Source organism: Caulobacter sp. GW821-FHT10A10, from assembly GCF_059415745.1.
Genome location: NZ_JBWKNV010000007.1, coordinates 289,176 through 301,840 on the forward strand (window position 1 = coordinate 289,176; position 12,665 = coordinate 301,840).

Here is a 12,665-nt window from a genome sequence, read left to right on the forward strand (position 1 = left end):
CCCCTTACTTCGCCAGGCCTTCGAGCCGGCCCGCATCGACCGAGGCCACGGCCTTCTTGAGGTCATCGACGCTGTCGGCCTCGCCATTGGCCTCGATCGTGAAGCGATTGCCCACGACGACGCTGTAGCTGCCGGACTTGGCCTCGCGATCCCACTTCTCGGAGACCAGGCGGCCTCCGGCGGTGCTGGTCTTCTCGTAACCGGTGGCGGTCTCGGTCGAGGTCTGGGCGTTCATGGCCGAGGCCATGGCCGTCAGCCCCGCCAGCGCGCCCAGATCGGTGACGGCCAGGCTGAAGCGGCGGCCGTCCTTCTCGTAGTCGCCCTGGGCCGAGGCCATGCCCGCGCCGTCGGCGCCGGCCGAGTGGGCCTCGAGCGTGGTGCGCGCGAAACCGCCCGACGAGGCCGGCAGGAAGCCCTTGAGCACGTCGGTCGAGGTCAGCGGCTTGCCCTTGCCGGCTTCGGCCGAGGCCGCGGCGGCTTCCAGTTGCTTGGAGGCGGCCTCCATCCTGCCGAGATCGACCGTATTGCCGCCGACCGTCAGCGAGCCGCCCTTGGACGCCGCATGATAGGCGCCGCCGAGGATGGCCGCGCCGACCACGGCGCCGATGATGAAGTTGACGATCAGGCTGAGGACCACGGTGCAGATCACCGTCACGGCCGTGTAGCCCAGGGCCTTCTCCTGCGGAGCCTTCATCAGCCGGGGCAGACCGCGGTAGAGCAGATAGATCCCGTAGATGCTGATCAGCAGCGAGATGAGGCCCAGCACTGGGAAGAACAGAAGAACGCCCGACACCCAGGCGGCGGTGTAGGAATAGGCCGCCACCTTGAAGGCCTGCACCCGATTGCTCTGGCCGCCGAAGCTGCTGGCGAAACCGTCGACGATCAGCGCCACGATGAAGACCAGGATCAGCGAGAACGCATAGCCCAGGAGGGCCGTAGCCAAGGCTCCCACGAGCGAGGGCCTGGCGACCAGGACTCCCGGGATCCCGTTCCCGAAGAGCAGGCTGCCCACCAGGCCCGCGATCGCCGGAATAGCCGCCAGGATGCAGACGTATCCGACGTAGAGCCCCTTGATGGTGGCGGGTTCCGGGTCGATCCGCTCCCACTCGGCGGATGGAGAAAGTAGAAGCCGCTTCACGCGGCTTGCGAGATCGGACGAAACAACTCCGGGTTCGACCACGGACATTTAGGCGCCTCCAGAAAGATCCTGAGTCTGCGCCCCCCGGTGTCTATCTATACGCAACGCGCGCAAAACGGGAACAAGGTTCGGCGACAGGTCGGGCGATACAGCTGCGTCCGGCTTTGGCGCAGGGACGCTCCAGCCTGTAGTCTCCCATCATCCGAGAATCAGGAGACCCCATGGCCCGCGACGGCGCCGTCTACGCCTGCCAGTCCTGCGGGGCGGTTCAGACCAAGTGGGCCGGGCAATGCCCCGCCTGCCAGAGCTGGAACACCCTCGTCGAGGAGGTCGGCGTCCGCGCGCCCGGCAGCCTGTCGGCCACCAAGGCGACCCGCACGCGCGGCCTGCAGTTCGCCGGTCTCGAAAGCGACACCCCCGCCCCGCCCCGCATCCTGACCGGCGTCGACGAGTTCGACCGGGTCTGCGGCGGCGGCGTGGTGCCGGGCTCGGCGATCCTGATCGGCGGCGACCCCGGCGTGGGCAAGTCGACCCTGTTGCTGCAGGTCTGCGCCAACGCCTCGAGCCGGGGCGTGTCCTGCGCCTACATCTCCGGCGAAGAGGCCGTGGAGCAGATCCGCGGCCGCGCCGACCGCATGGGCCTGGCCAATGCGCCGGTGAAGCTGGCGGCGGAGAGCAGCCTGCGCGACATCCTCGACGGGCTGAAGCGCGACCGGTTCGACCTGGTGGTCATCGACTCGATCCAGACCATGTGGAGCGACGCCCACGAGGCCGGTCCCGGCACGGTGACCCAGGTGCGCGCCTGCGCCACCGAGCTGGTGCGCCTGGCCAAGAAACAGGGCGTGGCCATCCTGCTGGTCGGCCACGTCACCAAGGACGGCCAGATCGCCGGCCCGCGCGTGGTCGAGCACCTGGTCGACGCCGTGCTGAGCTTCGAGGGCGAGCGCGGCTATCCGTTCCGCATCCTGCGTGGGGCCAAGAACCGTTTCGGGGCCACGGACGAGATCGGCGTGTTCGAGATGGGCGACGTCGGCCTGCGCGAGGTGAAGAACCCCTCGGCACTGTTCCTCAACGAAGGCGGCGAGCGCGCGGCGGGAGCCGCGGTCTTCGCCGGCATCGAGGGCTCACGCCCGGTGCTGGTGGAATTCCAGGCCCTGGTGGCCCCGTCCGCCTACGGAACGCCCCGACGCGCCGTGGTCGGATGGGATTCCGGACGCCTGGCCATGGTGCTCGCCGTGCTTGAATCGCGCTGCGGCCTTGGTTTTGGTGACAAGGACGTCTATCTGAACGTCGCCGGCGGGCTGAGGATCACCGAACCCGCCGCCGACCTCGCGGCGGCGGCCGCTCTGGCCTCTTCGGCCATGGATGTCGCCCTGCCGCAGGACTGCGTGGTGTTCGGCGAGGTCAGCCTCTCCGGCGAGATCCGGCCCGTGAGCCGAATGGAGTCGCGTTTGAAGGAAGCCGCCAAGCTGGGGTTCGGCCGCGCGCTGGGACCGCTGTCGGGCCTGCCCGAAGGCGGCGGCGCCCTGCCGGTGGCCGGCGCGGCGCGACTGGCCGACGCGGTCCGTAGAATCGAGAACGACATCTGGAGCTCGCACGCGTGACGCCGTTCGACATCATCGCCGGGCTGATCCTGCTGGTTTCCGGCGCCGTGGGCTTCTTTCGCGGCGCCTCTCGCGAACTGACCTCGGCGTTGTCGTTCATCGTCGCCGCCGTCGTCGCCCTGCTGGGCCTGCGCCTGACCGGCCCCCTCTTCCGCGAGCTGATGGACCCGGACTGGGCCGCCACGGCCGCCGCGATCCTGGTCACCTTCGTCATCGCCTTCGTGGGCCTGCGGTTCATCGGCGGCCAACTGACCAAGACCCTGCACGCCGACGGCGCGCTGGGCATGCTCGACCGCCTGGTGGGTCTGGGTTTCGGCCTGCTGCGCGCCCTCGTCGTGCTGGGCGTCTTCAACCTCGTCTTCCACATGGCCACGCCGCGCGACCGCGTGCCGGCCTGGGTGTCGGACTCGATCTTCTATCCGCTGTCCAACGCCAGCGCCCGGGTGCTGAAGGTGTTCGCCCCCAAGGGCGCCGGACTTGCCGGCAAGCTGGCCCCCGCCATCGAGGACGCGGTCCGCGACGGCGCCAGCGACAAACCGTCCGACGCCGAACGTGGCGAAGAAGGCTATGATAAGGACCAGCGTCGGAAGCTCGACGATCTGGTGGAGAAATCGCGATGACGTCTTTCGGCCAGTCGACCGACCGCTTCTCGTCCATGCCCTGGCGTGATCCCGAGGATGACACCCTGCGCCTGGAATGCGGCGTGTTCGGCGTGTTCGGCGCGCGGGACGCCTCGGCCATCGCGGCGCTGGGGCTGCACGCCCTGCAGCACCGCGGGCAAGAGGCCTGCGGCATCGCCGCCTTCGACGGCCAGCGCTTCCACACCGAGCGCCACATGGGCCACGTCGGCGACGCCTTCACCGGCGCCGATCTGGTGCAGCGCCTGCCCGGCCACATGGCCATCGGCCACACACGCTATTCCACGGCCGGCGGCAGCGGCATCCGTAACGTCCAGCCGATGTTCGCCGACCTGGAGACGGGCGGCCTGGCTTTGGCCCACAACGGCAACCTGACCAACTTCCTGACGCTGCGCGAGCGCTTGGTGCAGGAAGGCGCGATCTTCCAGTCGACCTCGGACAGCGAGGTGATCCTTCACCTGATCGCCCGGTCGCGGAAGGCTCGCATCGTCGACCGCTTCATCGACGCCATTGGCCAGATCGAGGGCGGCTACGCCCTGGTGGCCATCACCAACAAGAAGATGATCGGCGTGCGCGACCCGCTGGGCATCCGCCCGCTGGTTCTGGGCGACCTGGACGGCAAGCCGGTTCTGGCCTCGGAAACCTGCGCCCTCGACATGATCGGCGCCCGCTTCGTGCGCGACGTCGAGCACGGCGAGATGGTGGTGATCAGCGACACCGGCGTGAAGTCGCTGCGCCCGTTCGCGGCCCCGGCCGCCCGTCCTTGCGTCTTCGAATACGTCTATTTCGCCCGTCCCGACAGCGTCGTGAACGGCCGCTCGGTCTATGAGGTGCGCAAGCGCATGGGCCGCCGCCTGGCCATCGAGACCGGCGTCGAGGCCGACGTCGTGGTGCCGGTGCCCGACAGCGGCGTGCCGGCGGCGATCGGCTACGCCGCCGAGAGCGGCCTGCCGTTCGACCTGGGCATCATCCGCAACCACTATGTGGGCCGCACCTTCATCCAGCCGACCCAGGGCGTGCGCGAACTGGGCGTGCGCATGAAGCACAGCCCCAACCGCGCCGTGCTGGAAGGCAAGCGCGTGATCCTGATCGACGACTCGATCGTGCGCGGCACCACCTCGCTGAAGATCGTCCGCATGGTCCGCGAGGCCGGCGCCAAGGAAGTGCACCTGCGTTCGGCCAGCCCGCCGATCAAGTGGCCCGACTTCTACGGCATCGACATGCCCGAGCGCGAACAGCTGCTGGCGGCCACCAAGTCGCTGGAAGAGATGGCCAAGTTCCTGGAAGTGGACAGCCTGGGCTTCCTGTCGGTCGAAGGCCTGTACGAAGCCCTGGACTGCGCCCCGCGCGATCCGGCCGCCCCGCAGTTCACCGACCATTACTTCACCGGCGACTATCCCACGCGCCTGACCGATCGCGAGATCGCCGAGGGCCGCAACGATCAGGCCGAAAAGCAGCTGTCGCTGCTCAGCGCCTGACACCAGCCTTTCGGGTCCTTCGGCTTGTTCGAAGGACCCAAGCTGCGCTAACCCGGTATACGGCCTGTCTGGTTCGGCCGCTCGGATCGTCCGGAGAGACCGGGCGACGTCCCCTGTGAGAGTCGCCCCTTGGCCAATCCCGTCTCCGCCGTCCTCTCCAAGCTGAAGATCGACGCCTACATCATCGCCCTGTTCAGCATGGTGGTGCTGGCCTCGTTCCTGCCGGTGCGGGGCCAGGCGGCCGAGATCACCGGCTGGGTGGTGAAGATCGCCATCGCCCTGCTGTTCTTCCTGCACGGCGCCAAGCTGTCGCGCGAGGCCGTGGTCGCCGGGATCACCCACTGGCGGCTGCACCTGACGATCCTGGCCTTCACCTTCCTGCTGTTCCCGGTGCTGGGCCTGGCCATCAGCAAGGCCGGGGTGCTGTCGCCGACCATGGCGGCGGGGATGGTGTTCCTGGCCTGCCTGCCTTCGACCGTGCAGTCGTCGATCGCCTTCACCTCGATCGGGCGCGGCAACGTCGCCGCCGCCGTCTGCGCGGCCTCGGCCTCGAACCTGTTCGGCATCTTCCTGACGCCGGTGCTGGTGGGTCTGCTGATGAACGCCCACGGCGACGTCGGCGGCTGGGAGTCGATCCAGTCGATCGTCGTCCAGCTGCTGCTGCCGTTCGTGGCGGGCCAGCTGGCCCGGCCGCTGGTCGGCAAGTGGATCGAGAAGCACAAGACCCTGGTCGGGCGCGTGGATCGCGGCTCGATCCTGCTGGTGGTCTATTCGGCCTTCAGCGCCGCCGTGGTCGAGGGCCTCTGGCACAAGGTTTCGCCGCTGGAGCTGATCGTGCTGCTGCTGGTCTGCGGCGTGCTGCTGACGCTCGTCATGCTGGCCACCATGTTCGGCGCCCGGGCCCTGGGCTTCTCCAAGGCCGACGAGGTGGCCATCGTGTTCTGCGGCTCCAAGAAGAGCCTGGCCACCGGCGTGCCGATGGCCGGCATCCTGTTCCCCGGCGCAACGGCCGGGGTGCTGGTGCTGCCGCTGATGATCTTCCACCAGATCCAGCTGATGGCCTGCTCGGTGCTGGCGCAGCGCTACGGCGCGCGGCCCGCCGACGAGGCCTGAGACCTTCAATATCGCCCGTCAGAGGCGCAGGAAACGTTCATGACCACCACCGACACGCCGCTGGCCGGCCGCATCGCCCTCGTCACCGGCGCCACGCGCGGCATCGGCCGCGCCATCGCCCTGGGCCTGGCGCAGGCCGGCGCCCATGTCGTGGCCCTGGGCCGCACCCAAGGCGCGCTGGAGGCCCTGGACGATGCGATCTTCGCCGCCACCGGCGAGCACGCCACACTGGTGCCGCTGGACCTGCGCGAGGCCGACGGCCTGGACCACCTGGGCGCGGCCCTGCATCAGCGCTTCGGCAAGCTGGACGTCCTGGTCGGCGCGGCCGGCGTGCTGGGCCCCCTGACGCCCGTGGGCCACCTGGACCCCAAGGGCTGGGACATGATCCTGTCGACCAACCTGACGGCCAACTGGCGGCTGATCCGGGCCATGGATCCGCTGCTGCGCGCCTCGGACGCCGGCCGGGCCATCTTCCTGACCAGCAGCGTCGCCAAGAGCCATCGGGCCTTCTGGGGCGCCTACGCCGCCTCCAAGGCCGGCCTGGAGGCCATCGTCGACTGCTATGCCGACGAGATGGAGAACACCGCCGTGCGGGCCTTCTGCATCGATCCCGGCGCCATGCGCACCAAGATGCGGGCGCTGGCCTTCCCGGGCGAGGATCAGGCCACCGTGCAGGATCCGGCAGAGATCGCCCCCTTCGTCGTCGACCTGGCTCGCCCTGGGCGCGAGCCGCCGCGAGGCGTCGTTCGCTTCAAGGAACGGGGCCAAGAAGCGGCCAGCCTCGGCTGAAATCGCCCTGGTTAAGCACATCCAGGTGCAGATTACGGATTTCAAGTAAAATCTGGATATCCGAAATCGCGGATATCCTCGGATCGTCTACGATCTGCAATAAGGCCTTGAGTCGACAATGAGACTTAAGGCGTTGAAATTGTTGCTCGCGTCAATCCGACGCACCTGACGCAAGATTTCGAAGAACGTTGTTAAGCGCGGGATAACGGATCAAAGCTCACCCTTGGGTCGTGGCGGAACTCGCCGCTGCCTCCGGCGGAGCTCGGATCCGAATGTCTTTCCTGTCGTTCAAGCGCGGTCGCGACACCGCCGATCAGCGCCTCGCCGAGCTTGAGGCCACCGTGGCGGCGATCCATCGCTCGCAGGCGGTCATCGAGTTCGAGCTCGACGGCACCATCCTCACGGCCAACACCAACTTCCTGAAGACGGTGGGCTATTCGCTGGAAGAGATCCGCGGCCGCCACCACAGCATGTTCGCCGATCCGGAATTCGCCCGCAGCGACGAATACAAGCAGTTCTGGCTGAACCTGGGCCGCGGCGAGTTCTTCGCCGGCAAGTTCCAGCGCCAGGGCAAGGGCGGCGTCGAGATCTGGATCCAGGGCGCCTACAACCCCGTGTTCGACGCGGCCGGCAAGCCCTGCAAGGTCATCAAGTTCTGCACCGACATCACCCAGGCCGAACATGAGCGGCTGGCCAACGAGACACTGCGCAGGACCGAGGCCGAACAAGGCGCCGTGGTGCTGACCCTGGCCGACAACCTCAAGCGCCTGGCCGCCGGCGACCTGACCGCCGAGATCACGGCCGCCTTCGAGGGCCGCTTCGCCTCGATCAAGAGCGACTACAATCTGGCGCTGGGCGCCATGCGCAAGGCCATGAACTCCATCGCCAACTCGGCCAATGGCGTGCGCAGCGGCTCCAACGAGATCACCATCGCCTCGGAAGACCTCTCCAAGCGCACCGAACAGCAGGCCGCAAGCCTGGAAGAGACGGCTGCCGCCCTCGACGAGATCACCGCCACCGTCCGCCGCAGCGCCGACGGCGCCAAGGCCGCCTCGACCGCCGCCTCGACGACGCGCCAGGAAGTCACCCGCTCGGGCGAGATCATGCGCGACGCCATCGCGGCGATGGGCGAGATCGAGCAGAGCTCGGGCAAGATCGGCCAGATCATCGGTGTCATCGACGAGATCGCCTTCCAGACCAACCTCCTGGCCCTGAACGCCGGCGTGGAAGCCGCCCGGGCGGGCGAGGCGGGCCGCGGCTTCGCCGTCGTCGCCCAGGAAGTGCGGGCCCTGGCCCAGCGCTCGGCCGAGGCGGCCAAGGAGATCAAGACCCTGATCGCCAACAGCAGCGCCCAGGTCGAACGCGGCGCCCGTCTGGTGGGCGACACCGGCCAGTCGCTGAACGGCATCGTCGGCCGCATCGCCGAGATCGACACCTTGATTTCCGAGATCGCCCAGTCGGCGCACGAACAGGCCGGCGGCCTCAACCAGGTCAACACCGCCATCAACCAGATGGACCAGGTCACCCAGCGCAACGCCGCCATGGTCGAGGAAGCCACCGCCGCCGCGGCCAGCCTGCGCAACGAGGCCTCGGCCCTGTCGGAACTGGTCTCGCTGTTCGACACCGGCGCCGAAGAGGCCGAGCCGGTCGCCCGCCCCGCTCCGGCCCCGCGACCGGCGTCCAACCCGGTCGCCGTCGCCCAGAGCCGCATCGCCCAGTCGTTTCGCCCCGGCTCTGGCTCCGCCGCCGTCGCGGTCAGCCAGGACTGGGAGGAGTTCTAAGCTCCTCCCGAGCTAGGACGCTCCTTGGGAACTAGCGCCCCTTGGGCTTGCCGCCGGGCGTCTTGTTGCCGCGCACCACGCGCGAACCGGCCACCGGACGGCGCGGACCGCCGGCCTTGCCGCCCGCGGCCTTGGTCCCGACCTTGTAGCTCGGGGTGGTCGAGACCTTCTTCTGGGCCTTGGGGCCCTGCGGCTTCACCGACTTGACCGCCGCCTTGCCGGTATCGGCCTTGAAGGCTTCGGCCTTGGCCCCGCCAGTCTTGGTCGATGTCTTAGCTGGGGCCTTGGTCGGGGCCTTGCTGGGCGCAGGCGCGCTGTCGTCCGCCGGCGCCTCGGCCAGGATCGCCGCCCTCTGGGCCGACTTCTTGACTGTGTTGCGCGAGGCCTTCAGGCGCGCCTTCTCGGCTTCCTTCTTGTCGAAGGCGCGTTTCCCTTTGACGACATAGCCCTGATCGGCGTCGGCATAGGGGTTGGCGCCCGACTTGATGGTGATGCGCAGCGGCACGCCTGGCAGGTCGAAGCTTTCCCGCAGGCTGTTCACGAGATAGCGCCGGTAGTGATCGGGCATCTGGTCGGCGCGGCTGGAGAACAGCACGAAGGTCGGCGGACGGGCCTTGGTCTGGGCCATGTACTTGGGCTTCACGCGCTTTCCGCCCACCGAGGGCGGCGGGTGGCGTTGCATGGCCAGCTGCAGCCAGTCGTTCAGGTCGCGGGTCTTGACCTTGGTCGACCAGTCGCGGTGCGTCTTGATGACGGCCGGCATCAAGCGCTCGACGCCGCGGCCGGTCTCGCCCGACAGCGCCACGACGGGCGCCCCGCGCAGCTGGGGCAGCATGCGCTCGGCGTGCTCGTTGAATTCCTTCAGGATCTGACCCGGGTCCTCGATCAGGTCCCACTTGGCCAGCACGAAAACGACGCAGCGCCCTTCCCGCTCGGCCAGATCGGCGATCTGCAGGTCCTGGGTCTCGAACGGATGGGTGGCGTCCATCACCAGCAGCACGACCTCGGCGAAGGTCAGCGAACGGATGGTGTCCTGGGTCGAGAGCTTCTCGAGCTTCTCGTTGACCTTGGCCTTCTTGCGCAGGCCCGCGGTGTCGACGAGGCGGATCTTGCGGCCGTCCCAGGTCCAGTCGACCGAGATCGAATCGCGGGTGATGCCGGCCTCGGGGCCTGTCAGCAGCCGCTGCTCGCCGATCAGGCGGTTGACCAGGGTCGACTTGCCGGCGTTCGGACGGCCGATGATGGCGATCTTGATCGGCTTGCTGTCGTCGTCGTAGTCCTCGAACTCTTCCTGCAGCTCGTCGGGCGTCACCGCCAGCAGCGCCGCATAGAGGTCGGCCATGCCCTCGCCGTGCTCGCCGCTGATCGGGATCGGCTCGCCCAGGCCCAGGCGGTGGGCCTCGGCGGCGCCGGCCTCGGCCTGCTTGCCTTCCGACTTGTTGGCGGCGACCACCACCGGCTTGTTCCGGCGGCGCAGCATCTCGGCGAAGATCTTGTCGAGCGGCGTCAGGCCCTCGCGGGCGTCGAACACGAACAGGGCGACGTCGGCTTCGTCGATGGCCAGCTCGGTCTGGGCGCGCATGCGCGCTTCCAGGCTCTCGTCGGTGACGTCCTCGAAGCCGGCGGTGTCGATCAGTTCCAGGTCGAGGTCGCCGAGGCGGCCGTGCGCGAAGCGGCGGTCACGCGTGACCCCCGGCTGGTCGTCGACCAGGGCCAGCTTCCTGCCGGCCAGACGGTTGAACAGCGTGGACTTGCCCACATTGGGGCGGCCGACGATGGCGAGTTTCAAAGGCATAGGCGGTCAGTAGTCGATTTTTCTGGTCCCGGCAAAGCAACAAGCCCGGGCCGGCGTTTCCGCCAGCCCGGGCCCGGGACGATTTGTGTTGCGCCGGGCTCCGAAGGGAGCCCGGAAAGTATCAGCGGATCGCGATCAGCTGGGCCTCGTCGGTCACCAGATAGACCTTGTCGCCGACCGCGATCGGCGACAGCAGGACCGACGAACCGATCTTCAGGGTCTTTTCCTTTTCACCGGTCTTGGCGTTCAGGGCCACGGCCTCGCCGTAGCTCGACACCGTGATCAGGCGGCCCGAAGCCAGGATCGGGCTGGACCAGATGCGCGGGTGCTTGGCCAGCTTCTTCTTCTGCTTCTTGGTGAGCTTGTCGCTCTCGTTGAGGTCGCGGATCCAGTGGACCTGGCCGCCGTCGCGCGAGACGCAGATCACCTGGCCGGCCTTGTCGACCACATAGACCACGTCGCCGGCCGCCCAGGGGGTGGTGATGGCGGTGACCGGCAGGCTCCAGCGGGCCTGGCCCGTGCGCAGGTCGGTGGCCGAGAACACGCCCGAGTGGCTGACGGCGTAGACGTCGCCCTTGTAGATCACCGGACGGCCGGCGATGTCGCGGATTTCCGACAGGGCGTTGGTGCGGCTGGCGCGGCTGAGCGCCTCGCTCCACAGGTCGTTGCCGTTGCCGGCGCGCAGGGCCACCAGTTCGCCCGAGGCGAAGCCGGCGACGACGGTGTCGCCGCTGACCGCGGGGCTGGAGGCGGCCAGGATGCGGGCCGGCTCGATCAGGGCCTGGTAGGTCCAGCCCGGCGTGCCGTCGGCCGCCGTGAAGGTCAGCAGTTCGTTGTCGGTGGAAACCACGAAGACGCGGCCGTCGACCACGGTCGGGGCGGCGTGGACCGGCGTGCTGGTAGGCTGACGCCAGTTTTCCTTGCCGTTGGCCGCGTCGATCTGGGCCACGAAGCGGAAGCCCGACGAGACGTAGAGCTTGCCGTCGGCATAGGCGATGCCGCCGCCGAAGCCCTCGGTGTCGCCCTTGTCGCCGCCGATGCCGAAGAAGCCGCGCTTGCCCGGCTGGGCGGCCGGACGCAGGTCCTTGCGCCACAGGGTCTCGCCGGTATTGGCGTCAAGCGCCGAGACCTTGGCCTCGCCGTCCATGACGAAGATCTTGCCGTCGGCCGAGACCGGGGTGGCGGTGATGTGGAAGGTGCGGTTGGCCTTCTGGCCGAAGCCCTTGCGCCAGGCGATCTCGAAGTCCTTGCCGGCGGCGACGTGCTCGACCGACTGCTCGGGCGAACCGCCCGGCAGGCGCCAGTCGGCCTTGGGCTGGGCTTCCGGCAGGAAGAAGTCGACGCCCTTCAGGCCGTCGGCGGCCTCGACCTTCTGGTCGAAGGCGATGACCGAGATCCGCTGGCCTTGCGTGGCCTGGGCCTTGTTCTTCTCGTCCTTGCCGAACGGATTGAGTTTCGAAACCGTCGAGCAACCGGTCACCGACACTGCGGCCGACATCATCGCGGCGAGCAGCAGGGAGCGCTTCAAAGTCATGGGTCGGCGGCTCATCGAGCTTGGGGTTGCAGGCCCGGCGGCAGCTGGCCGGGCGCGAGTTGGATCGGCGGCGGCAGAGCGACGGCGGCCTTGACGGCGGCCGGCAGCGACTTGGCCGAGCCGGAGTCGATCATCTGGATAGCGGCCTGAGCCCGCTGGCGCGTGTCGTCGGACGCGTCCGACAGCAGCGACAGCACGACGAAGTCGCCGCGCGCGTCGGCGCTCTTGCCCGCCTGCAGCTTCGCGAAGGCCAAGGCCTCCTTGGCTTGCACGCGGTAAGGGCTCTTCTCGCCGGTCAACGGGGTCAGCCTCGACTCGATCTCCTGATAGGGAGCCGTGTCCATGAGCGCGAAGGCGGATTTGAGGCGAGCTATGTCACCCATGACAGGATCGGGAGCAATCTTGGCCGCTTCGTCGAAATAACGCACAGCTTCAGCGGTCTTGCGCTCGTCCAGGCGGATGCCGCCCATCTGCATGAGGGCCAGCGCGCGGTAGCCGGCATTGCCTTCCTTCGACAGCTTCTCGAACTCGGTAAAGGCCTTGGCGGGACCTTCCTTCTCGTAGGATTCGAGGGTCGCCTGGACGGCTTCCGACGCCTTGTTGGCGCGGTTGGTCTCGTACGTCGTCCAGCCCCACCAGCCGCCGACGCCCAGGACCGCGACCGCGGCGACCGCGCCCAGGACGGGCAGCGACTTCAGCGCGAAGGTCTTGTAGCGGTCGGAGCGAAGCTGCTCTTCGACCTCGTCAAACACATCGACCACGAACGAGGCTCCGATACGGGCGCGGGAAGCGCCG

The 12,665-nt window shown here is 68.4% G+C and carries 10 protein-coding genes; 6 read left to right on the forward strand and 4 right to left on the reverse strand.

Annotated elements, in window-relative coordinates; all coding sequences use genetic code 11:
• Positions 1–4: 4 nt before the first annotated feature.
• Complete coding sequence (locus AC07NS_RS20395) at positions 5–1,186, reverse strand: Yip1 family protein (RefSeq protein WP_494606184.1); 1,182 nt, start codon at positions 1,184–1,186, stop codon at positions 5–7.
• A 173-nt stretch (positions 1,187–1,359) separates the two neighbouring features.
• On the opposite strand from AC07NS_RS20395, the gene radA reads away from it, so the two are divergent.
• From radA to AC07NS_RS20425, 6 genes are all read left to right on the forward strand, one after another.
• A complete protein-coding gene (gene radA, locus AC07NS_RS20400; RefSeq protein WP_494606186.1) occupies positions 1,360–2,742 on the forward strand; it encodes a DNA repair protein RadA in 1,383 nt (460 codons plus the stop codon).
• Entirely contained in the window at positions 2,739–3,362 is a 624-nt protein-coding gene (locus AC07NS_RS20405; protein WP_494606188.1) for a CvpA family protein, read from the forward strand. The genes radA and AC07NS_RS20405 overlap by 4 nt, the downstream gene beginning before the upstream one ends.
• A complete protein-coding gene (gene purF, locus AC07NS_RS20410) occupies positions 3,359–4,858 on the forward strand; it encodes an amidophosphoribosyltransferase (protein ID WP_110117818.1) in 1,500 nt (499 codons plus the stop codon). Before AC07NS_RS20405 ends, purF begins: the two co-directional genes overlap by 4 nt.
• 129 nt (positions 4,859–4,987) lie before the next feature.
• Positions 4,988–5,971, forward strand: a complete 984-nt coding sequence (locus AC07NS_RS20415; RefSeq protein ID WP_494606191.1) for a bile acid:sodium symporter family protein — start codon at positions 4,988–4,990, stop codon at positions 5,969–5,971.
• A gap of 39 nt (positions 5,972–6,010) precedes the next feature.
• On the forward strand, positions 6,011–6,760 hold the full coding sequence (locus tag AC07NS_RS20420; RefSeq protein ID WP_494606192.1) for an SDR family NAD(P)-dependent oxidoreductase: 750 nt from the start codon (positions 6,011–6,013) through the stop codon (positions 6,758–6,760).
• A 272-nt stretch (positions 6,761–7,032) separates the two neighbouring features.
• Positions 7,033–8,541 (forward strand): methyl-accepting chemotaxis protein, encoded by a 1,509-nt coding sequence (locus AC07NS_RS20425; protein ID WP_494606194.1) that lies wholly within the window; start codon positions 7,033–7,035, stop codon positions 8,539–8,541.
• Between the two features lie 31 nt (positions 8,542–8,572).
• Here AC07NS_RS20425 and der read toward each other — a convergent pair whose 3' ends face one another.
• The 3 genes from der to AC07NS_RS20440 all read right to left on the reverse strand — a co-directional run bounded on the left by der (position 8,573) and on the right by AC07NS_RS20440 (position 12,631).
• Positions 8,573–10,336, reverse strand: a complete 1,764-nt coding sequence (der, locus tag AC07NS_RS20430; protein ID WP_494606196.1) for a ribosome biogenesis GTPase Der — start codon at positions 10,334–10,336, stop codon at positions 8,573–8,575.
• A 121-nt stretch (positions 10,337–10,457) separates the two neighbouring features.
• On the reverse strand, positions 10,458–11,870 hold the full coding sequence (locus AC07NS_RS20435) for a PQQ-like beta-propeller repeat protein (RefSeq protein ID WP_494606198.1): 1,413 nt from the start codon (positions 11,868–11,870) through the stop codon (positions 10,458–10,460).
• An 11-nt stretch (positions 11,871–11,881) separates the two neighbouring features.
• The gene (locus AC07NS_RS20440) at positions 11,882–12,631 is read right to left on the reverse strand and encodes a tetratricopeptide repeat protein (RefSeq protein WP_494606200.1); all 750 of its coding nucleotides are present in this window, start codon (positions 12,629–12,631) and stop codon (positions 11,882–11,884) included.
• Between the last annotated feature and the right edge of the window lie 34 nt (positions 12,632–12,665).